Here is a 23,517-nt window from a genome sequence, read left to right on the forward strand (position 1 = left end):
TTCCTCTCAGAACTTCAGCCAGTGCGGCGTGCTGTGAAACGGATAGGACGGCAGGGTGACGAGCGTCCCGGACCCGTCCGGGAAGAAGCGGTCCCACCGGACGAGGCACCCCCGCAGGAACAGCTCGGCGGCGGTCTCGATCTCGGGGAGGCCGGGGTCGACGGCGAAGGCCTGCGGGCCGCCGTCGTCGTCCCCGACCGAGACGGCGAGCTCGGCCCGGCCCGGGGCGGCGTCGGAGGGCCGGACCTTTCCCGCCAGGACCTCGCGGAGGAAGGCCTCGCGGGCGAGGGTGGCCGGCGTCTGCCGCAGCAGCACCCGCCGGACCGCCCGCTCCTCGTCGTTCACGCGGAGGTCCGACAGCGTGCCCGGCGGGTCGAGCCGTGCCGTCGCGCGCCAGCCGTAGGCGGGACGGAACCGCGCGAGCGTCATGGCGAGGTTGTACGGGTCGGGCTCCTCCTCGGCCACGTAGCGCCGCACGCTCTCGACCATCCGGTGCAGGGCCTCCTGGGACTTGGCGGAGAAGCAGAGCAGGGGCACCGGCAGCTCGGTGCCGGTGAGCTCGGGGGCGCCCTCCTCGATCACGAAGTGCACGTTCGTGCCCCCGAGGCCGAGCGACGTGATGGCGCCGACGCGCGGCTGGTCCCCCTCGCGCGCCCAGGGCCGCGGCTCGGTGACCACGTCGAACGGGGTCCGCTCCAGCTGGAGCAGCGGGTTCACCGTCTCGAGGTGCAGGCTCGGCACCATCTGCCCGTGGCGGAGGCTCAGCAGCAGCTTCGCGAGCCCTGCGCCGCCCGCGGCGCTGAGCAGGTGCCCGATGTTCGTCTTCACCGAGCCGATGCCCACCCGGGCGTCCCCGAAGTCCTCCTTCTTGTACACCTGCGAGAGGGCGTTCAGCTCGATCGGGTCGCCGATCCGCGTGCCGGTCCCGTGCGTCTCGATGTACCTGATGCGGGTGTGGTCCACGCCGCCCGCGTAGCAGTCGCGGATCACGTTCGCCTGGCCACGGGGGTTCGGCGCCATGATGTTCAGCGAGGACCCGTCGTTGTTGATGGCGAACCCCTCGATCCGGCCGTAGATCTTCCGGTTCCTGCGGATCGCGACGTCCTCGCGCTCGAGGACGACGACCACCGCGCCCTCGCCGATCAGCGTCCCGTCGGCCGCCTCGTCGAACACGCGGGTGAACGCGTGGGAGGTGGTGATGCCGCCCGCGTTGCAGAGCATGGTGCTGTAGGCGCCGCTGAGCAGGTTGACGCCACCCACCACGGCGCCCTCGCACTCCTCGTTCCGGATGGAGCCGGCGGCCAGCGCCATCGCCGTGAGGAACGACGAGCACGCGGTGTCCACCGCCATGACCGGACCGGTGAGGTTGTACTGGTGCGACACCCGCGCGGCCAGCGCCCCGTTGATGCTGTTCATGATCGTGCGGGGATGGACGTCGCCCGAGCCGTGCTCGTCCATGTAGCGGCAGACCAGCGGGTAGTAGGCGTTGGTCGTCATCGCCATGTAGACGGAGTAGCGCCGGGCGTCCGAGCCGGCCGACTCCAGGAGCCCCGCGTCGCACACCGCGTCGTAGGCGAGCTCCTGGACGATCCGCTGCTGCGGGTCCATGAAGCGGGCCTCGTCGTCCTCGATGCCGAAGAACTCGGCGTCGAAGAGGTCGATGTCGTCGATCTCGCCGATCGTGTCGTCCCACGCGGGCGCCCGGGCCAGCAGGCGCCGCTTCTCGCTGACGGTCCGCGTGCGGTCGACGCCGTCGACGAGGAGCTGCCAGAACTCCCCCTGGTCGGTGGCTCCCGGGAGCCGCAGGGACAGCCCCGTGATCACGATGGCCGGTCCGGTCGTCATCGGTCGCCCGCCTCCCGCGTGGTCTCGTCGGCGACCCACTCGAGGTGGAGCGACTCGTCGTCGTGCCAGACGTTGAGGTGGGCGAGCGCCAGGGCGGAGCCGCCCGCCCCGCCGGGGCGCCCCGCCGCGGCGTCGTCCGGCAGGCCCGCCGGGACGTCCTCCGGGGCGATGTGCCCCTGGAAGTTCACGAGCAGGAGGCCGAGCCGCCCGGTGTCGTTCCGGTAGACGGCCTGGAGCTCCGTCAGAAGACCTGCCTCGCCCGCCCCGCCGGACAGGGAGTGGACGTAGTGGAAGCCCCGGTCCTGGGCCGCAGCGAGCCGGCCCGACACCGCCGCCTGGTCGTCCCCCTGCAGGAGCACGGGGACCACGTCCAGGAACTCGCCCAGGCAGCCCCAGTAGTCGTCGCCCTTCCAGCGGCGGCAGCCGGCCACGAGGCCGACGGCGACCTGCTGCTCGCCGGTCAGCGCGGCGAGCTGCGCGTGCGCCGCCCGCAGGGCCAGGTCGAGCGGGTTCCCGCCGTCCAGCGGGAGGGTCACGCGCTCCGGGAGCGCGTGGCCCTGCGCCGCCAGCGCCTTCGTCATGGCGCTGTTCGAGGCGAGCCAGCCCGCGTAGTCGAACGACTCCAGCTCCCCCTGCCAGTCGTGGTCCACCTCGAGGGCGGCCAGGAACTCGCTGTACCGCTGCGCCTCGGGGAGGTCCTCGCCCCGCAGGAGGCGCAGCAGCTCGTCCCGCAGGATCCCGGTGCTGAACCCGTCGAAGACGCTGTGGTGGAACGCCCAGACGAGACGCACCGACTCGTCCGACACCCGGACGATCACGCAGCGCCAGAGCAGGCTCTGAGTGAACGGCTCCTCCTGGAGCGCGTGCGCGGCGGCGTCGACGAGCTCGTGGACCTGGTCCCGGTCGAGCCGGCGGAGGTCCTGCACGGCCAGGAGCGCGGGCAGGCTCTCGAGCACGTCCGGTCCGAGGATCTCCAGAGAGTCCCCGGCCGCCCGCGCCCGGAGGACCTCGTGCCGGCACGCCAGCGCGGTGAGCGCCTCCTTCACGTCCTCCACGTCGAAGCCGTCGACCGTCTGCAGGAAGCCACCGGTCTCCGCCCCGCTCGAACGGTGGAGGCTCGCCACCGCCCCGGCCCCGAAGCCGTACCCCGGCTCCTCCGCGCCGAACGCCGCGGCGACCCGCCGGGCGTCCTCGACCGCCCGCACGGCCATGCGCCGGACCTGCTCGGCCGGGAGCGTGCGCCGCGGCTTCTCCCGCGGCGGCTCGGGGGCGCTCGCGGGAACCCGTCGCAGGACGGTCGAGAGGCCTTCGGCCGTGGGGTACCGGTAGACGTCGCTCACCTGCAGCTCCGCCCCGGACTCCCGCAGGCGCCGCACCACCGCTATCGCCTGGAGCGACTGGGCCCCCGCCTGGAAGAAGTCGTCGGACGCCGTCAGGTCCGGGTCGCCCAGCACCTCACGGAACGCTGCCAGTACCTCGGGGTCCGCGCCCGACGCCGGGCCGGTCGTCGCGGGGGTCGTCGCCGGGGTCGTCGCGGGCCCGGCGGCCCCCGCCGCCGCCGGTGCCTCGATGCGCCCGATCATCGTCGCCAGCACCTTGCGGTCGACCTTGCCGTGCGAGGTGAGCGGGAGCTCCCGCATCCGGATGACCCGCTGCGGCACCATGTACCGCGGCAGCTTCCCCAGGAGCAGCTCCCGCAGCTCCGGCCCGGAGGGCGCCGTCTCGCCCGTGCAGAAGGCGGTCAGCTGGCTGTCGTTCCGTTCGGTCGTGTGGACGACGACGGCCTCCGTCACGCCCGGGCAGCCCTGCAGGACGAGCTCGATCTCGGAGAGCTCGATCCGGTAGCCCGCGTGCTTGATCTGCCGGTCGATCCGCTCGAGGTAGACGATGCGGTCGGCGTCGTCGAGCACGACCCGGTCCCCCGTGCGGTACAGGGGGCCCGGGATCGCACCCAGCGAGCCCACGAACTTCTCGGCGGTGAGCCCGGGACGCTCGTGGTAGCCGATGGCCACGCTGGGACCCGCCACGCAGAGCTCGCCCGGGACGCCGCGCGGCACGTCCGTGCCGTCGGGGTGCACGATGTAGAGGTCCCGGTTCGTCGCAGGGACGCCGATCGGCATGCGGTCGAAGGCCGGCGGCTCGTCCACCCGGAAGTACGTCGTGGTGACGGACGCCTCGGTGGGTCCGTAGAGGTTGTAGAGCTTGCCGGGGCCCAGCACGTCGTAGGCGCGCTGCGCCGCCCAGGGCTGCATGGCCTCGCCCCCGACGTACAGGGCCGACATGCCGGCGACCGCCGCGGGGTTCTCCGCCATCAGGAGGTGGAAGACGGCCGTGATGAGGATCCCGGCGTCGACACGCTCCTCCCGGAGGAGGTCCGCCAGGAGCCGCATGTCCATGTTCACCGCGTGGCTGCCCATCACGAGCGTCGCGCCGCTCAGGAACGCGCTGTAGACGTCGAGCAGCGACGGGTCGAACGTGTAGGCGGTGAGGTGGAGCACCCGGTCGCCGGGGCCGTAGCTCATGTAGCCGTTGTCCGTGCAGGTGCTCAGCACGCCGCCGTGGCTGACCAGGGTGCCCTTCGGCTGACCCGTCGTCCCGGAGGTGTAGATCATGACCATCGGGCTCGCGGCGGTGATCCCGGCGGGTGCCCGGTACTCCCCCTCGAGCTGCTGCGGCTGGAGCGCCGCGACGCCGTCGGGCCAGGGATGTGCGCCGAGGTCCGTCGCCAGGACCACCGTCGCGCCGCTGTCCTGGAGGGTGAGCGCGACCCGTTCGGCGGGGACCTTGGGGTCCAGCGGGATCTCGACCGCGCCGCACTTCAGCACGGCGACCCGGGCGAGGACCTGCCACGCGTCCCGCTCCGTCAGGCTCAGGACGAAGTCCCCTGGACCCACCCCGGCGGCCTGGAGCCCGCCCGCGAGCGCGTCGGTGAGGCGGTCCACCTCGGCGTAGGTCCACTCCTGCTGCTCCCAGCGCAGGGCGGGCAGGTCCGCGTGCCGAGCGAACGAGGCGCGGACCCGGTCGAGCAGCGAGTCGTCGACGGACGGTCCCGGGGCGGTCAGGGCCGCCCGGCGCCGGCGGTGCTCGTCGGCGGTCTCGAGGCGCAGGTCCGCGACCCGGCGGCCGGCGTCCGCGGTCATCTCCAGGAGCAGCTGGTCGAGCTGACGGGCCAGACGCGCGATAGTCGAGGCGTCGAACAGCTCCGTGCGGTACTCGAGGTCGACCGACAGGCCCTCCGCACCCTCGGCGACGCTGATCGACAGGGCGTACCGGCTCTTGATCCGCCCCGGGGGCACCGGCTCGAGCCGCACGCCGTCGAGCTCCAGCTCGCCGGTCCCGAAGCTCACGTAGTTGAGGAGGACGTCGAAGAGCGGGTGGGTGTCGCCGCCCGGGTGGAGGTCCAGCCCGGCGAGCACCGCCTCGAAGGGCGCGTCCTGGTGGCTCAGCACGGCGAGCACGTGGTCGCGGGAGGCCGCGACCGCCTCCTGGACGGTCCGCCCCGACGCGTCGGTGACCCGCAGCGGCAGGGTGTTCACGAACATGCCGACGGTGTGGTCGCTGCCCGGCACGGTTCGCCCCGAGACGGCCGTGCCGAGCACGAACTCCCGCTGGCCGCTGTACAGGCCGAGGAGCCTGGTGAGCGCGGTGAGGAACACCATGTACGGCGTCGCCCCGCACTGCTGGGCGAGCTCGACGACGTCCTTCCGCCCGGCCGAGCAGACGAAGCTGTGGCGGGCGCCGTCGAAGGTCGACGGCTCCGGAGGGGTCGTGCCGGTGGGCAGCTCGAGCCTCGGGATCTCGCCCGCGAGCATCGTCGTGAAGAACGCGACGTCCTCCTCGAAGGCGCCGGACTCCTCGGACGCCGCCAGGGCCTCCACGTACTGCGCGTAGCGCATCGGGGCGGCGGGCAGGTCCTTGCCCTGGAGCGCGTCGCCGAGGTCGTCGGCGAGGATCGCCAGCGAACGCTGGTCCCCGACGATGTGGTGCAGGTCGACGAGCAGGTAGTGGTGCTCCTCGTCGACCGTCAGCACCTCGACCCGCACGAGCGGGGCCGTGGCGAGGTCGAACGGGCGGGGCTCGGCCGCGAGCCGCGCCTCGACCTCCGCCGGGGTGGCCCGGGCCACCGACACGACGTCGGGCACGTCGGCATGGACGCGCTGCACCAGCGCTCCGCCCTCCAGGTGGAACGACGTCCGGAGCTGGTCGTGCCGCTCCAGCAGCCGCCGGAAGACGGTCCTGAGCTGGTCGAGGTCGAGCCGTCCGGTGACCTTGTAGGCGATCGCCAGGTTGTAGGCGGTGGTGTCGTCCTGCAGCGCGCAGACCGCGTACATCCGCTTCTGCGCGGGCGAGGCCGGCGAGGTCACCGGCACGGTGGCCGACGGCGTCGTGGTCGCCCGGGGCTCTCGCCGCCGGGCCGGGCCGGGGTCGCCCTTCGCCGCGAGGAGGTCCCGGACCGCGCCGTAGCGAGCGTCGGCGAAGACCTCGGCGACCGTGAGCGAGAGGCCGGTCCGGTCCCCGACCAGGGCGCACAGGTGGGCGGCCGTGAGCGAGTCCCCGCCGGAGCGGAGGAAGTCGTCGTCGTCCCCCGGCTCCGTGCCGAGCACGTCGCGCCAGGCCTGACGGAGCGCGTCCTGCGCGCCGCTCGCGGCGGACGCGACCCCGCCCGCGGCGCGCAGGTCGCGGAGGCTGATGTCGGACACGAGGCGCCTGGGCTCGAACGCGTATCCCGGCATCGGCAGCCGCTTCCCCGTCGCGCAGAACAGGCTCCGCCCCACGTTCCCGTGGTGCACCCACCGCGAGGCGAGCACCCGCCGCAGGAGCCGGGGGTCGAGCGGGCCGTCCACCACCTCGGGCGTACGGCCGGGGCCCTCGGCGGGGGTCGCCGGGGCGGCGCCCGACCGGAGGGCCCGCATGGCCTCGCCGGGCCCGATCTCGCCCAGCACCAGGGCGCGCGCGATCCGGAGCAGGCGGTTCGCCCCGGCGGGGGCGTGGAGCACCTCCGGCCCGCCGAGGCGGACGAGCGCCGCCCGGATCACGAGCTGGGAGATGCGGCCGACGGCGAGGTCCGTCGAGCGCTCGTCGAGCACGGCCCTGCGCACGGCGGTGCGCAGCCCGTCGTCGAAGACGCGCAGCTCGCGCTCGACCGCCTCGAGGAAGGCCGTCCCCACGGGGGTCCGGTCCTGGCGGAGCGTGGCCGGTACGGACAGCTCGACGTCGTCCGACGCGGCGAGCGCCAGGGGCGGGTCCGACGGCTCGATCCAGACGAGCGGCCTGCCCGGCGCGGCGAGCGCCACCGCCCGGGACTCGAGCTCCGCGCGCCCGTGGGCCAGGGTGTACGAGAGGTCGCGCGCGGAGCGGGCCTCCTGGCGGAAGGCCTCGAGCGCGTCCTGCATCCGGAGGCGGGATCCCTCGGTCCGCGCGGAGACGGGAAGCAGGTGCTCCGTCCCGGCGTCGTCCTGGTCCGGCTCGTCCTCCGCGCGCGGCGGGGCGCACTCCAGGATCAGGTGCGCGTTGGTCCCGCCGATGCCGAAGGAGCTCACGGCGGCGAGGCGCACGCCGTGGTCCGGGGGCGCGTCGCCGGAGGGGACATAGAGGGCGCCGGCCGGGTCGATGCTCTCGTTCAGGGTGCGGAAGCCGGCCATGGGGGGGACCTGCCCGCGGTGCAGCACGCCGACGGCGCCGATGAACCCCGCGACGCCCGCCGCCGCGTCCAGGTGCCCGATGTTCGCCTTCACCGCGCCGAGCGCGCACGGACCGCCCTTGCCGTACACGGCCGCGAGCGCCGCGTACTCGATGGGGTCGCCGAGCGTGGTGCCGGTCCCGTGGGTCTCCACGTAGCCGACGCCGTCGGCGTCGACGCCCGCGTCGGCCAGCGCGGCGCGGATGACACGCTCCTGCCCCTTCTGGCTCGGAGCGGTGTAGCCCACCTTGCTTCTGCCGTCGTTGTTGGTGGCGGTGCCCGCGATCACGGCGTAGACGTGGTCGCCGTCCGCGAGGGCGCGGTCGAGCGGCTTCAGCAGGACGACGCCCCCGCCCTGGCCGGCCACGGTTCCTTCGGCGTCGGAGGAGAACGGGCGGCACCCGCCGTCCTTGCTGAAGATCATGCCCTCGTGCCAGGCGTAGCCCTCCTGGCGGGGGAAGTTGAGCGCCACCCCGCCCGCGAGCGCCATGTCGGCCTCGCCCTGCCGCAGGCACCGGACCGCCTCGTGGATCGCGACGAGGGACGTGGAGCAGGCCGTCTGCACGTTGACGGCGGGTCCGGTGAGGTTGAGCTTGTAGGCGACCTTCGTCGCCAGGAAGTCCTTCTCGTTCATCGTCATGGCCTCGAACGCCCCGATGGGGTCGTCCTGGCGGTTGAGGAACCCGGCCATCCAGGCGAAGTTCGTGCCGCTGCCGGCGAAGAGCGCGATGTCGCCGGGATAGTCGCCGGGCACGTACCCGCCGTCCTCCAGGGCGTGCCACGCGGTCTCGTGGAGCAGCCGCATCTGCGGGTCCATGGTCTCGGCGTCCTTGGTGGAGTAGCCGAAGAACTCCGCGTCGAAGGTGGAGGCGTCCACGAAGCCGCGGGCGTTCACGTAGCGCGGGTCGTCGATCGTGGCCTCGTCGATCCCGGCGGCGAGCATCTCGTCGCGGGTGAACCGGGAGATGCTCACGACGCCGTTCAGCCGGTTGTCCCAGTGCTCGGCGACGCTGGTGGCCCCGGGGAACACGCCGGCCAGGCCGATCACGGCGATCTTGCGCGCGTCGGCGGTCCGCTCCTCGTCCGCCCACGAGCCGAAGCCGGCGACGTCGTCCAGGGTGATCGCGTCGTGGCCGGCCGGGGTGGCGCCGGTTTCCGGCGTGGCGGGCACCGCGGGCGCCGCGGGCTGTCCCAGGGCGTCCGCCAGGCTCTGCGGCGTGGGGTTCTCGAAGAGCTTCACGAGCGGCACGTCCTGCCGCAGCGTGTCGCCGAGGCGGTTGTTGACCAGCATCAGCTTGTAGGAGCTGCCACCGACGTCGAAGAAGTTGTCGGTGGGCCGCGCCGGGTGGCCGAGCACCTCTTCCCACGCCGCGAGGATCGCGGCGAGCAGGTCGGGGGCCGCGGGGGCGGGGCGGCTCTCGACGGGTTCGGGGACGTCCTGCGCGAGGGGCACGCTCGTCAGCGCCTTCCGGTCGACCTTGTTGTTGGGGAGCTTCGGCATCTCCTGCACCCGGCGCAGGCGCTGGGGCTTCATGTAGGTGGGGAGCGCCCGCGTGATCTGCGACGTGATCGCCGCCGACGCGTCGGCCGAGCCGTCCGCGGTGTAGTAGAGGACGAGGTCGCCGTCCTCGACCGTCGCGACGGCGTAGGAGACGCCGTCGGCCCGCATGGCGGTCTGCTCGATCTCGCCGAGCTCGATGCGGTTTCCGTTGACCTTGACCTGCGAGTCGAGGCGGCCCTTGAGCGAGATCTCCCCGCTGGGCCGTCGTACCCCGACGTCGCCGGTCCGGTAGACGGGCACGCCCGGAAGCTCCGCGATCGTGGTGAACGCGCGCCGGGTCTCCTCGGGGTTGTTCAGGTAGCCGGCGGCCAGGCCCTCGCCGGCGATGCACAGCTCGCCGGGCACGCCGTCGGGCTGGATCGTGCCGCTCTCGCTCACGACCAGGACCGCCGTGCCGGAGACCGCGCTGCCGATCGTCACCTCGTCGCCGGGCGCGAACTCCTTGACGGTCGCCGTCACGGTGGTCTCGGTGGGGCCGTACATGTTGAAGATGCGGGCCCGGGTCTCCTGCTGGAGGAGCGTCAGCAGGTTCTCGGAGAAGTGCTCGCCGCCGCAGACGACGACGCGCAGCGCGGGCAGCTGCGCCCGGAAGCTGCGGTTGCCGCACAGCGCCGCCATCTTCGACACGGGGGCCTGGACATGCGTGACCCCGTGGCGGGCGATGCGGGCCGCCACGGCCGCCGCGTCCTTCCGGTCGTCGGCGGGGCACAGGTGCACGGTCGCGCCCGAGGCCAGCGGGATCAGGCTCTCGAAGGCGAAGATGTCGAAGGTCGGGTCGGCCAGGCTGATGATGACGTCGCCGGGCGCGAACAGGGAACGCTCCGTGTGGTCGCGGAGGAGGTTGGCCAGTCCCCGGTGCTTCACGGAGATGCCCTTGGGGGCGCCCGTGGAGCCCGAGGTGTACACGGCATAGACGGGGTGGTCCGGGCCGACGGCGGGGCCGTCGAACGCGGGCAGCGTCTCGTCGGTGCAGGTGGCGAGGTCGAGGACCGTGCCGATGCGCTCGGTGGCCCGCAGCCCGGCGGGGGCGAACGCGAACCTCGGCCGGAGGTCCGCGACGATGCTCTCGTGCCGCGCCTCGGGCTGCGTGGGGTCGAGCGGCACGTAGGCGCCGCCGGCCTTGAGGATGGCGAGCTGGGCCACCAGGAGGTTCACGTCGCGCACGGTGAAGAGCGCCACGGGGTCGCCCACCTCGAGACCGGCCGCCACGAGGCGGGCAGCCTGCGCGTTGGCCAGCCCGTCGAGCTGCGCGTAGGTGTACCGCCGGCCGTCCCCGTCGATGACGGCCGTCGCGCCGGGTGTCTCCGCCGCGCGCCGCGCGACGGCGTCGTGGATCGGCAGGAAGGGACCGGCCGGGCCGGCTGCCCCCGCCGTGCCGGGCGGGCCGGCGAGGATCGCCCGGTGCTCCTCGTCCGAGTACAGCGGGACCCCGGCGACCGGCCGGGAGTCGTCGGCACACACGCGGTCCAGCAGCACGTCGAAGCGGCGGACGAGCTGCTCGATCGTGGAACGCTCGAAGAGGTCGGCCGCGTAGTCGACGTGGACGGTCAGCCCGTCCGCGTCCTCGCTGCAGGTGATGACGACGTCCATGCCGACGGCCAGGGGCATCAGCTCCACCGGGCGGGCGGTGATCCCGTCGATCAGCACCTCGTGGTGGTCCATGTTGTGGTAGTCGAACGAGATGTCGAACAGCGGGTGCCGGCCGAGGACCCGGGGCAGGTCGAGCCTCTCGACGAGCTGGTCGAACGGCACGTCCTGGTGGGTCAGGGCGTCGAGCACGGACTCGCGGCTCGCGGCGAGGTACTCGCCGAACGAGGAGGTGGCGGTGGGCCGGAGCCGGATCGGCATCATGTTGACGAACATGCCGACCATCTCGCGGGTCGCCGCCAGGGTGCGGCCCGTGACCGGCACGCCGATCACGAGGTCCTCGCGCCCGGCGTAGCGCGCCAGCACAGCGCCCCAGGCGGACAGCATGACCATGAACGGCGTCGCCTCGTTCGCCTCCGCGCGCGCCGTCACGGCCTCCGCGCGAGACCGGCCGAGCCGCAGGGTCACCCGCCCGGCCGCGGGCTGCCGACCGCCGCGGGGGTGGTCGGGGGTGAGGAGGTCGAGCGTGGGGACGTCCTCCAGCGCGGCGAGCAGGTGCTCCGTGGAGGCGGCGAGCGCGCCGCGGCGCTCCTGCTCCCGGGTGTGCGCCACGAAGTCCGTGTACTGCAGCGCGAGCGGTTCGAGGTCCTCGACGTAGAGCCGGCTGAAGTCCCGCGTGAGGACCTCGACGGACACCGCGTCGGCGACGATGTGATGGATGTCGAAGAGGAGCAGGGTGCCTCGCGGGCCGCCGTCGACGAGCTCCATCCGGAACAGCGGGCCGTCCGCCAGGTCGAAGGGCCGCACGAAGCCGGTGATCAGCGCGTCGAGGGCACCCTCGGCGGCGTGGTCCGCGCACGTGAGCCGGACCACCGGCACCGTGGCCGTCCCGGGTCGTGCCACCGTCTGCCGCACCTCGCCGTCGCGCAGCGCGAAGGTGGTGCGCAGCGGCTCGTGCCGGTCGACCAGCCGCCGGAGCGCGGTGCGCACCCGCTCCGGGTCCAGCGCGCCCTCGAGGAGGGTCGCCGACGGCATGTTGTAGACGAGCGTCTCCGGGTCCATCTTCGCGGCCACGTACATGCGGGTCTGGGCCGGGCTCAGCGGATGGTCGTCCGCGTGCGGGGCCTTCCGGAGCTCCGCCGAGGCGCCCTTCGAGGCGAAGCGCCGCGCCAGCGCCGCGGGGGTCGGCGACGCGAAGACGTCGGCCACCGTGACGTCGAGGCCCACCTGGCTCTGCAGGTGCGCCACCAGGCTGGTCGCCTTCAGCGAGTCGCCGCCGAGGGCGAAGAAGTCGGCGTCCGGGGCCACGTCCCGGTACCCGAGCACCTGCCGGAAGGCCTCGAGGACCCCGTCCAGGGAACCCACAGACGCGCCGAGGACGGCCGGCGCGGGCTTCTCCGCCGTCGGGCCGACGGCGATCCCGGCGTCCTGCGCGTGGACCGTCCGGTCGAACACGTACCCGGGGAGCGAGACCTTCCGGGCCGTGCTGTGCTGCCGCCAGTCCACCGCCAGGCCCGCGCTCCACAGGGTGCCGAGCGATGCGAGGAGGTACGCCTCGTCGGGCACCGTCTCCGCCGCGTGCCGCAGCACGTTCACGAACACCTGGTCCGGCTGCTTGCCCGGGTCGTGCGCCACGAACGTCGAGAGGCTGCGACCGGGACCCAGCTCGATGCCGTACACAGGTCCCTGCGCCAGCAGGGTGCGGATGCTCTCGGAGAAGTGCACCTCGCCGCTGATGTGCTCGCTCCAGTAGGACGGGTCCGTCATCTCGCCCCGCTCCACGACGCGGCCGGAACGGTTCGAGATGATCGGGACCGACGGGTCCCTCGACTCGACACCCGCCACAGCCGTGCCGAACGCCTCGGCAGCAGCGGCCATCATCGGGGTGTGGAAGGCCTGCGAGGTGTGCAGCCTGGTGCCACGGACGCCCTCCTCCTCCAGGCGCTGCACCACCGCGCCGAAGGCCTCCCGGGTCATCCCCAGGACCGAGCGCTCCGCCGAGTTGTCCAGCGACACCCACACGCCGGACATTCCGTCGATGATCTTCCCGACGCGCTCGGCGGACGCCGTCACGGCCACCATCACCCCGGGCTCCTGGCCCTGCATGAGCCGGCCGCGCTCGCGGACGAGCCGCACCGCGTCCGCGAGGCTCCAGACGCCGGCGAGGGCCGCCGCCGTCAGCTCGCCGATGCTGTGCCCCACCAGGACGTCCGGCCGGACGCCGAACGACTCGAGGACCTTGGTGGTCGCGTACTGCGTGCTGAAGAGGGCGAGCTGCGACCACTCGGTCCGGTGGATCCGGCCGTCGTCCTCGCCGCCGTGGACCACGTCCCGGAAGGTCTCGCGGTCGCCGGCGGGCAGGAGACCGACCAGCTCGTCCATCCACCGCCGGAACACGGCGCCCGCCGGGCTCGCGCTCGTGTAGAGCCCGAGACCCATGGCGTGGTGCTGGTTCCCCTGGCCGGAGAACAGCAGCGCCGTGCGACCGCCACCCGCGGCTCGCACCGGCCTGGCGGACGCGACCTTGTCGCCCCAGAGGGCGGCCTCGCCGCCGTCCCCGGTCGCCACGACGATCGTCTTCCGGTACGCAAGCTCGGCCCGGCCGCGCAGGGTGACCGCGGCGCCGCTCCGGGAGACCTCGTCGTGCTCCGCGAGGTGACGGACGATGCGCTCCGCGGTGCGGTCCAGCGCCTCGGGGGTCGCCGCGGAGAACTGCAGGAGCTCGTAGGGGTTGTCCTCCGCCGACCCGGTGTGCGGGGCCTCCTCGACGATCACGTGCACGTTCGTCCCTCCCACGCCGAACGAGTTGACCCCCGCGCGCAGCCGCTCCCCGCGCCAGGCCTGCCCGTCGCCGGTGATCCGGAACGGGGTGCCCCGCAGATCGATGTGCGGGCTGAGCTCCGAGAAGTTCCGCGTGCCCGGCACGTAGCGGTGCTTGAGGCTCAGCGCCACCTTGCTCAGGCCGACGGCGCCCGCCGCCGAGTCCGTGTGCCCCACGTTCCCCTTCACCGAGCCGAGCAGGCACCCGCCCTCGGGGGCGCCCGCGAACACGCGCGAGAGCGACGCGACCTCGATCGGGTCGCCCAGGAGCGTGCCCGTCCCGTGCGCCTCGACGAAGGACACCGTCGACGGGTCGATCCCGGACCGCTCGTAGGCCGCACGGATCGTCTCGTACTGACCCTCCTCGCTGGGCGCCGTGAAGGACAGCTTGCTCCGGCCGTCGTTGCCGACGGCCGATCCCTTGATCACGCCGTAGACCAGGTCGCCGTCCCGGAGCGCCGCCTCCACCGGCTTGAGCACGAGGAGCGCCGCCCCGTTGGAGAAGACCGTGCCGTGGGCGTCCGCGTCGAACGGGCGGCAGTGCCCGTCCGGGGACAGCATCATCCCGTCGACGTACCGGTAGCCGCCCTCGTGGGGCAGCTCGAGGGTGACCCCTCCGGCAACCGCCAGGTCGCACTCGCCCGCGCGCAGGGCCTGCACGGCCAGGTGCACCGTGAGGAGCGACGTCGAGCAGCCCGTCAGGGCCGACATCGACGGGCCCGTCAGGTCGAAGTGGTACGAGAGCCGCGTGCTGAGGAAGTGGTTCGTCGCCAGCGTGAACCTCTGGTAGACGTCGCTGAACGACGACGGGCTCAGCAGAGCCTTCTGGTACCAGGCGAAGTCGTCGTTCCCGCCCGCGTACACGCCCACCCGGCCCGGCAGGGACCGCGGGTCGTACCCCGCGTCCTCGCACGCCTGCCAGAAGCACTTGTACAGGAGGCGGAGCTGCGGCGAGGTGACGTCCACCTCAGCAGGGGAGATCGGGAAGAGGTTGTCGTCGAACGTGTCGGCGTCCGCCAGCCGGCCCCGGGCCTTCACGTAGGCCGGGTCCCGCAGGTCGCTCTCCGGGACGCCCAGGGCCCGCAGCTCGTCGTCGTCGTAGAACGTGATGGACTCTTCGCCGCGCCGGAGGTTCTGCCAGAACTCGTGCACGTCCGTGGCGCCGGGCGCCTGCAGGCCGATGCCGATGATCGCGACGTCCCCGCCGAGCCGCACCTCCGCCCGGGCCGGCGGCGCGTCGGGCACCGTGTCGCCGAGCAGCGCGGCCTGGGCCGCGACGCTGTGGTGCTTCAGCAGGTCCGTGATCCGGACGTCGCGCCCGAACTCCTCCCCCAGCTCGAGCTGCAGGCTCATGAGACTGAGCGAGCTGCCGCCCTGCTCGAAGAACGACCGGTCGACGTCGACCTGGTCCGTCCCCAGCACACGACGCCACAGCTCGGCCAACCGCTCCTGGGCGGCGGACCCGGGCGCCACGCGCGCCCCGCCCTCCGAGCGCGCCGTGCGCGCCGTGCGTGCCGCACCGCGCGCCGGCAGGAGCGCCACGAGAGCCCGGCGGTCCAGCTTTCCCGCCGCCGACGTCGGCAGCGCCGCCAGCCTGATCAGCACCGACGGGATCATCTGCGGCATGAGGGTCTCCGCCAGAGCGGCACGCACCCGCTCCGCCGGGACGTCCTCCCGCGTCGTGAAGAACCCGGCGAGCCGCGCCGGGACCGCGGCGTCGTCGACCACGACAGCGGCCTCGACCACCCCGTCCGCCCGCAGCAGCGCCTCCTCGATCTCGCCGAGCTCCATCCGCACGCCGCCCACCTTCACCTGGCGGTCGATGCGCCGCACGAACGCGAAGCGCCCGTCCTGACGCAGGTACCCCAGGTCGCCCGTGCGGTACATGCGGCGCACGTGCGCGGGGTCCGACGTCGCGTCGAAGAACGGGTTCTCGACGAACTGCGTCGCGTTCAGGTCGTCGCGGTTCAGGTACCCGACGGCCACCCCCGCACCGGCGATGCACACCTCACCGGGCACGTCCACGCCGCACAGGCCGCCGTCGCGGTCCAGGACATAGACCCGGTAGTCGTTCAGCGGCGTCCCGATCGGCGCCACCGCCTCCCGGTCCGCCGCGGAGACCGTGCTGTGCGTGGCCCACATCGTCGCCTCGGTCGGGCCGTACACGTTCTCCAGGGAGCACGCCAGGGACAGCCGGAAGAACCGCTCGACGACGTCGGCCCGCAGCGCCTCCCCGCCGCTGAACACGTACCGCAGCGAGGCGAGGTCCCCCGCACGGCCGCCCGCCTCGGCCGCGTCCAGCAGGACGCGGAGCATCGTGGGCGAGAAGTTCACGTGCGTGACGCGGCGCTCGCGGATCGCGCCGAGCAGGGCCGGCGCGTCCCCCTCCTGCCCGGCGGGCAGGATGTCGAGCCTGCCCGCGCCGAAGAGCCAGCCGTAGATCTCGGTGCCGAAGATGTCGAACGTGAAGGCCGTCTTCAGGAGGTAGACGTCGTCGGCCTCCAGCGGGAAGCGGCGCTCCAGGTCCAGCGCCGTGTTCTGGATGCTGGCGTGGCGGATCACCACGCCCTTGGGCCGCCCCGTCGACCCGGACGTGTACTCGATGTAGAGCACGTCGTCCGGGTGGTACGCGACCTCGGCGGGCTGCTCGCGGACCTGGGTGCGCCGGTCCGTGCGCAGGGCCTCCAGCTCGTCCCACTCGTCGAGGTTCAGCCGGGCGACCCCCGGGGGCAGGTCCACCTGGGCGGTGGACGTCGTCAGGACGGCGGCGACCGCCGCGTCGCCGAGGATCTCGGCCACGCGCTGCGCGGGCATGGCCTCGGAGAGCGGGACGTACGGGCAGCCCGCGAGCACCGTCCCGAAGACCCCGGCGACGAGCTCTGCGCTCCGGGGCAGGAGGACCGCGACCGGTCGCTTCTCGTGGCCGACAGCCTCGACGACGCGCCGCTGCACCACGACCGCCGCGTCGTGCGCCCAGGCGTTCGAGTAGTCGCGCGCCTCGTCGGACCAGGCGATCCGCGCCGGGTCACCGGTGGTCCTGTCCAGGAAGACCGTGCCCAGGTGGGCCGGCTCCCAGTCGAGGTAGTGGGTCTGCGAGAGGGCGGCCAGCAGCTCCGCGGACTCGTCCTCGGAGTCGGTCCGGACCGCGGCGACCGGACCGTCCAGCGAGCCGGGGACCTGGCCGAGGAGCGCCAGGTAGCGCCGCGCGAAGCGCCGCACCTTGTCCTCGGACAGCGTGGGCTCCTTGTACTGGAACACCAGCTCGGTGCTCTCCCCGACCTGCTCCACCAGGACGGTGAGCCTGCCGGGGAAGTGCACCCGGTCCTGCTGGACCGTTCCCAGCACGCCGTCGGGATACGCGGGATAGCGGTCCTGGACGAAGGTCACGTCGTACACGCGGCTCAGCGCGGGGTGCTCGCCGAGGAGCCGCGTCACCGGGTACGCCAGGTGCTTCCAGCTCCCCAGGACCTCCGCGCCGAGCGACTCGAGCATCGCGCGAACGGTGAGCTGCGGGTTCACGTCGACCCGCACGGGGAGCGTCTTGATGAAGCAGCCGATGCTCCGCTCCGTCTCGAGCCCGGGCCGGTCAGCGAAGGGGGTGGCCACCGAGACGTGGTCGGCGTCGGCATAGCGGCCGAGCAGCAGGCCGAACATGCCGAGGTACAGCGTGTACTCCGAGACCTCCGCCTCTCGCGCGCAGGCACGCAGGGCCTCGGCCAGGGCCGGGTCCACGGGCAGGCGGACCTCCCGCCCGACCGCCTCTCCCGTTCCCGGCCGCATCCAGTGCGCCAGGTCGGGGGCTTCCTGCCGGGCGAGGTTCTCCTCCCAGAAGCTCCTGTGCTGAGCCTCCTTCGTCGTCGGGAGCGCTCGGGCCTGCTTCTCCTGGTACGCGTGGAAGCCGGCGTCGGCCTCGGGCGGGGTCGCCGCCGCGTCGTCGCCGTCGCGGGTGGCTCCGTCGCCACGCGCGAGGGAGACGATCCGTTCGGCCAGGAGGCTCACGGACTGCCCGTCCGCGACCAGGTGGTGGCAGACGACGATGACGCGGTCCTCGCCCGCGAGCCGGAGGTGCACGACCCGGAAGAGCGGCGCGTCCTCCAGCCGGAACGGCGTCTCGGTCACCTCGGCTGCCGTCGCGTCGAGCGTGTGCTCCCGGTCGCGCAGGTCGAACGACGTGAACGGCGGGTCGAGCGACTCGGCGACGACGTAGCCGGCGCCACCCCTGCCGTTCCGTGCGCTGCTCCGCAGCGCGGGCTGCTCCGCCATCACCTGTCGCACGGCACGCTCCAACCGTCCGGCGGCGACCGGCTCGGTCCTCAGGTGCAGAATGACGTGGTAATCGGAAGCGTCGCGCAGCTGGCTGTCGAAATACATTCCCTGCTGGGCGAGCGACATCGGTACGAAAGACTCTGGCATGGCCCCACGTCTCGTTTCATCCACGGGCAGTGATAAGCGGTATCTCGTCTGTCACAGCCGGCATCCGAGCCGAACCACAATTCGCACAAGAAGTCATGACAGGCATGACCGTGTGACCGCATCCCGAGCCCGCCGGGGCGTCGTGTCCGACGCCCCGAGCACGCTTCGCGACCGGTGCGAGACCAGACCTTGCCAGCGACGTGGAAGACTCCGCAACCATCCCAACTCCGGACAAACCGCTCCGGATACCTGATGTTCACCCGCGAAATCACCCGTTGACCCGGCGGCTTCCCCGGGATCCTGCGGAATCGAACACGACTCACCCGGGACCGGAAAGTTACGCTCCTGTGACATGAACTCTGGGTATACAAAGGGTCGATTCTGCGGCCAACTTACTGAGTTAATCCCAGTAACATCTGTCGGACGCTTGCTGAACGGAAGTGCAACAGCGAGCCCGCCCCGCGGGCACAAAAAAAGGGACTGGGCCGATGCATATGCATCGGCCCAGCCGGGAAATTCTCGCCGGACGGCGTCGGCCCTTTAGAGGCCCTGCCAGTCCGGCTTGTCCGCGAAGGTCTGACGGTAGTAGTCGGCGAGCTGGAGCCGGGAGGCCGCCGCGTCGTCGACCAGGACCGTGGCGTGCGGGTGCAGCTGCATGACCGTCGCGGGCCACATGGCGCTCACCGGGCCCTCCACGAGCTGGTGCACCGCCTCAGCCTTGGCCCGGCCCGTCGCGAGCAGGACCAGGTGCCGCGCCGACATGATCGTCGCGAGCCCCTGCGTGAGGCAGTGCCGTGGCACCTGCCCGACGTCGTCCCCGAAGAACCGGGCGTTGTCCTCCCGGGTCTGCCGGGTCAGCGTCTTGATCCGCGTCCGGGATGCCAGCGACGACCCGGGCTCGTTGAACGCGATGTGCCCGTCGGTACCGATGCCGAGGAGCTGCAGGTCCACGCCCCCGGCCTCGGCGATCGCCGCCTCGTACCGCGCGCACGCGGCCTCGAGGTCGTCGGCGAGGCCGTCCGGGCCCTGGACCGCACCGGGCGCGAAGTCGACCCGCGACGCGATCTCCTTCTCGATCACGTTGCGGTACCGCTCCGGATGGTCCGCGGGCAGACCCACGTACTCGTCGAGCATGAACGCGCGCGCCTGGGCGAACGAGAGCCCGTCCTTGTGGCGGCGCGCCAGCTCGTCGTAGACCCGGAGCGGGCTGGAGCCCGTGGCGAGCCCCAGGACCGCGGCCGGCCGGGCCCGCAGCAGCTTCTCGACGGCGTCCGCGGCCAGCCCGGCCAGCTTGTCCGCCTCCGCGATGATGACCTCCATCAGCCCCTCCTTCCGAGGACGGCGGCCCCGACGGCCGCCACCGGGACGCCCTGCGGCGCCAGCACCACGCGCTCGTGCAGGGCGAGCGACGTGAGGAACGGCGAGCTCTTGGCCTGCTCACGCAGAGCCTCCTGCACCGCCTCCAGGAGCGGCTCTCCCAGGTGGGAGACGCCCCCGCCGAGCACCACGTGCCGCACGTCGACCGTCAGCACCAGCAGACGGACGGCGCTCGCCACCGCTTCGGCGAACCGAGCCTTGACCGCGACCGCGTCAGCGTCCCCCGCTGCCGCCGCCTCGAACAGCTCGACCGGCGCCGGCTTGCCGTGCCGCGCCGGCCAGGCCGCGGCCAGCGCGGTGCCCGACGCGATCGTCTCCAGACAGCCTCGCTGGCCGCAAGGGCACTCGGGCCCGGCCGGGTCCACCGGCACGTGGCCGATCTCCCCCGCCGCCCCGCTCACGCCCCGGCGCAGGTGGCCCTCGAGGACCAGCCCGGCCGCCAGGCCGGTGCCCAGCGCGACGAACGCGAGGTCCTCGCTGGGCGCGACGCCGCTCCCGGCGGCGCGGTCGCGGTCGGGCTTGCTGCGCTCCAGGATGTGCGCAGCACCGACCGCCGCCACGTTGAGGTCGTTCTCGACCACCACGGGAAGGCCGCCGAGCGCCACCGAGAGCAGGTCTGCCAGCGGCAGCTCCGCCCCGTCGACGCCGAGGTTGACCGCGTGCCGCACCGTGCCGGCCGCGTGGTCGACGATGCCCGGGATCCCCAGGCCCACGCCGGCCACGTCGTCGAGGGTGCGACCGGCCTGGGCGACGACCTCACGGACCGCCTGGGCCGCACCTGCCACGATGCCCTCGGCGCCGCGGACGGTGGGCAGACGGACCGTGGCGAGCACCTCGCCGTCGGGCCCCAGGAGGGCGCCCAGGATCTTGGTGCCCCCGATGTCGAGGCCGACCGAGCAGAGCCCGGACGACGGCGTGCCGATCTGCTGTGCCGCCGCCATCAGCCCTTCACCGCGCCGGACACGAGCCCACCGGTCATACGCCCCTGGACGAACAGGAAGAAGATGACGACGGGGAGGGCCACGAGCGTGGAGCCGGCCATCATGGCACCCCAGTTGGTCGCCTCGTTGGCCTGCTGGAACGTCCTGAGCCAGATCGGCAACGTCATGGACTCCGGCCGCGACATGATGATCAGCGCGAGGATGAACTCGTTCCACGCCTGGATGAGCGCGAAGACGCCCGTGGCGACCAGGCCAGGAGCCAGCAGCGGGAAGGTCACGCGCCAGAAGGCGCCGGCCTTGGTGCAACCGTCGATCATGGCCGCCTCCTCGAGCTCGGCCGGCACCCCGTTGACGAACCCGCGCAGCGTCCAGATCGTGAACGGCAGCACGCCCGCCAGGTACACGAGCACCAGGCCGATGACCGTGTTGAGCATGTGCCAGCTGTCGATGATGCGGAAGAGCGAGATGAACATCGCCTCGCCGGGCAGCATCTGCACCACGAGGATGAGGAGGATGAAGGTGCGGCGACCCTTGAACTTGAACCGCGTGAGCGCGAGCGACGCCAGGAAGCCCAGGATCATCGCGAGGAAGACGGTCAGGGTCGTGACCCAGATCGAGTTCCACATGGCCGGCGTGAAGGCGGCCCGCGACTCGTCGGTGATGACGCTCACGTAGTTGCGCATCGTGAAGAGGTCGGGCGTCGGGAAGAAGGCGATGTCCTCGCCACGGATGGCGCTGTTGGGCAGGAAGGACGTGTTGATCATCCAGTAGACCGGGAAGGCCGACATGGCGAACACCGCGACCGCGACCAGCCCCCACACCACGTCGCCCACCCGGCGGGCGGGACCTCCGCGCCCGCTCGTCCGCGCAGGACCTGCCTGCGGCCGGATCCCGAGCCCTGCCTGGACCGTCCGGCTCTCGACCGCGCTCACAGCTCCTCCTCCTGAACCGTCCGGCGCACGTAGTAGCTCGACAGACCCATCATGATGAACACGAAGATGACGCCGATGGCGCCCGCGACGCCGTAGTGACCCTGGGCCATGCCCGTCTGGAAGATGTACACACCGATCGTGTTCGTCGCCTCACGGTCGCCGCCGATGGTCTGCAGGGCGAACACCTGGGTGAACAGCCGCAGGTCCCAGATCATCGACAGCACGATCAGCACCGTGATGATGCCGCTGACGTACGGGATCTGGACGAGGCGGAAGCGCTGGAGGGCGCTCGCCCCGTCGAGCTGTGCGGCCTCGATGACCTCGCCGGGGATCTGCGTCAGGCCGGCGTACATCGTGAACGCGACGAACGGCACGGCACCCCACACGACGATGATCACGAGGATCATGAAGAAGGTGAGCGGGTCCAGGAGCCACGAGTGGCCGAACCAGCGGTCACCCGTGATCCGCGTCAGCAGGTTGTTGACGATGCCGTACTCGGTGTCGAAGATCCAGCCCCACACGATCGTGGCGGACAGCGGCGGCATCGCCCACGCGAGGAGCAGGCCGACCGAGACGAGCACCCGCAGGCCCTTGCCGAGCCGCATCATGAGCAGGGCGAGCAGGGTGCCGATCACCATGGTCAGCACGACGCAGATGACCATCACGACGAAGCTGCGGAGCAGGACGGTCCAGAAACCGTCCAGGTCGGTGAGGATGCTGACGTAGTTGTCGAACCCCACCCACTCGGCCGGCGTGCCCATGAGCTGGGCGCGCTCGTACTCCTGGAACGACATGACGACGAGGCGCACGATCGGGTACCCGGTGAAGACTCCGAGCACGACGAGCGTCGCGGACAGGAGCAGCCAGGGCAGGACAGGCTTCCGGCGCCGTGGGGGCCGGCTGCTTCGGCGCGTCGGCGGCGGCGATGCCGGCGCAGGCGCATCGAGGAACGAGGTGGTCATCTGCAATCTCCATTGGGCGGCGCCTGGACGGCGGCGCGACGACGAGGGGCGGTGCGAGGCGCAGGGTGTGCGCGGCGCCGCCCGAAGGGAGGACGGCGCCGCGCCGGCAGCCGGGTGTCAGCTGTTGAGGATCTTCTCGATCTCGGTGTCGAGGTCCTTGGCGATGGTCTCGACGTCCTGGCCCGCGGCGATCTTGGTGAACGCGGCCTGCAGGATGCCCGCGGCCTCCACGTCGGCCCACTTCGGCGAGGCCGGGGTCAGACGCGCGGTCTTGGCCGCCTCGACACCGGCAGCAGCGATCGGGTCGTCCTGGGGAACCTGACCGGCCAGCGACACCTTCGCCGGGATCAGACCCGTCGCGGCGATCATCGTCTGGTACTCGTCCGACAGCATGATCTGCAGAGCCTTGTAAGCCAGCTCCGGGTTCGGCGAGTTCTTCGCCACCGCGATGTTGGACCCACCGGCGAACACCTGAGCAGCGCCACCGTCCTTGCCCGGCAGCGGGAACGCCTTCAGGTCCGACCCATAGGTCGCCAGGCAGCCCGGGACCTCAGCGTCCTCCTCGGCCTTGATCCCCCACTGGATCCACGACGGAGCCGACAGGAACGCGACCTTGCCCTCACAGAACGGCACCTGCAGATCGGTCTCCTGACCGTCCTTCGGCGCGTTCGAGGTGTTGAACGCCTCCTGGATCTGCTCCAGACCCGCCAGACCACCCTCGGACGAGAACCCGGCCTCCCACGTCCCGTCATCCTTGGGCTCGGCGATGAAACCACCGTTCTCCCAGATGAACGGCAGAGCGTTGTACCAGTCCTGACCCGGCCAGTAGATCCCCGACCGGTCAGCCGTCTTCAGCGACGACGCCGTCGCCACGTACTCGTCCAGCGTCGAGGGCACCTCCGTGCCACCCAGCACCTGCTCGGAGTAGAACACCACACGCGAACCCGAGTAGTACGGCAGCGCGTAGTGCACGCCCTCCCAGTCACCAGCCTCGACGAACCCCGGCAGCAGGTCGTCCCCGCCCAGCTCCTCGAACTGCTCGCCCGTGATCTCCGCGAAGTAGCCCGCCGACGTGAACGCCGCAGCCTGCGTGTTACCGATCTCCACCACGTCCGGCGCGTCCGAACCCGACAACGCCGTCGTGTACTTGTCGACCAGACCGTCCCACGCCTGCTCCTCGATCGTCAGCGTCGAACCCGGGTTCTGCTCCTCGAACGTCGACTTCAGGAACGCACGAGCCTCCTCCGGAGTGTCACCACCCACGACCCACACCCGCACATCACCCGTCACCGGACCCTCGGACGCCGGCTCCGCAGAACCACCACACGCCGACAACCCCAACGCCACCACAGCAACCGACGCCACAGCGCCGCCCACACGAATCTTCTTCACGGTCATT

General features: G+C 72.3%; 7 protein-coding genes. All 7 read right to left on the bottom strand.

The window, feature by feature from the left end; all coding sequences use genetic code 11:
- Positions 1–6: 6 nt before the first annotated feature.
- The 7 genes from D1350_RS03785 to D1350_RS03815 all read right to left on the bottom strand — a co-directional run bounded on the left by D1350_RS03785 (position 7) and on the right by D1350_RS03815 (position 23,510).
- The gene (locus D1350_RS03785; RefSeq protein WP_125774090.1) at positions 7–1,845 is read right to left on the bottom strand and encodes a polyketide synthase; all 1,839 of its coding nucleotides are present in this window, start codon (positions 1,843–1,845) and stop codon (positions 7–9) included.
- Positions 1,842–17,906: a non-ribosomal peptide synthetase/type I polyketide synthase gene (locus tag D1350_RS03790; RefSeq protein WP_125774092.1), complete on the bottom strand. Its 16,065-nt coding sequence runs from the start codon at positions 17,904–17,906 to the stop codon at positions 1,842–1,844. The genes D1350_RS03785 and D1350_RS03790 overlap by 4 nt, the downstream gene beginning before the upstream one ends.
- Positions 17,907–18,446: 540 nt before the next feature.
- Positions 18,447–19,226, bottom strand: coding sequence for a glucosamine-6-phosphate deaminase (nagB, locus tag D1350_RS03795; RefSeq protein WP_125774094.1), 780 nt, complete (start codon positions 19,224–19,226; stop codon positions 18,447–18,449).
- Positions 19,226–20,224: an ROK family protein gene (locus D1350_RS03800; protein WP_125774096.1), complete on the bottom strand. Its 999-nt coding sequence runs from the start codon at positions 20,222–20,224 to the stop codon at positions 19,226–19,228. Before D1350_RS03800 ends, nagB begins: the two co-directional genes overlap by 1 nt.
- Positions 20,224–21,156: a carbohydrate ABC transporter permease gene (locus D1350_RS03805; protein WP_240643862.1), complete on the bottom strand. Its 933-nt coding sequence runs from the start codon at positions 21,154–21,156 to the stop codon at positions 20,224–20,226. Before D1350_RS03805 ends, D1350_RS03800 begins: the two co-directional genes overlap by 1 nt.
- Positions 21,153–22,118 (bottom strand): carbohydrate ABC transporter permease, encoded by a 966-nt coding sequence (locus tag D1350_RS03810; protein ID WP_125774098.1) that lies wholly within the window; start codon positions 22,116–22,118, stop codon positions 21,153–21,155. Before D1350_RS03810 ends, D1350_RS03805 begins: the two co-directional genes overlap by 4 nt.
- 117 nt (positions 22,119–22,235) lie before the next feature.
- Positions 22,236–23,510: an extracellular solute-binding protein gene (locus tag D1350_RS03815; RefSeq protein ID WP_240643863.1), complete on the bottom strand. Its 1,275-nt coding sequence runs from the start codon at positions 23,508–23,510 to the stop codon at positions 22,236–22,238.
- Between the last annotated feature and the right edge of the window lie 7 nt (positions 23,511–23,517).

Source organism: Antribacter gilvus (assembly GCF_003946865.1).
GTDB lineage: Bacteria > Actinomycetota > Actinomycetes > Actinomycetales > Cellulomonadaceae > Antribacter > Antribacter gilvus.

Excerpts from the sequence above, each read along its gene's own strand:
- D1350_RS03785 (WP_125774090.1), bottom strand. The coding sequence starts at position 1,845 with ATGACGACCGGACCGGCCATCGTGATCACGGGGCTGTCCCTGCGGCTC.
- D1350_RS03790 (WP_125774092.1), bottom strand. The coding sequence starts at position 17,906 with ATGCCAGAGTCTTTCGTACCGATGTCGCTCGCCCAGCAGGGAATGTAT.
- nagB (WP_125774094.1), bottom strand. The coding sequence starts at position 19,226 with ATGGAGGTCATCATCGCGGAGGCGGACAAGCTGGCCGGGCTGGCCGCG.
- D1350_RS03800 (WP_125774096.1), bottom strand. The coding sequence starts at position 20,224 with ATGGCGGCGGCACAGCAGATCGGCACGCCGTCGTCCGGGCTCTGCTCG.
- D1350_RS03810 (WP_125774098.1), bottom strand. The coding sequence starts at position 22,118 with ATGACCACCTCGTTCCTCGATGCGCCTGCGCCGGCATCGCCGCCGCCG.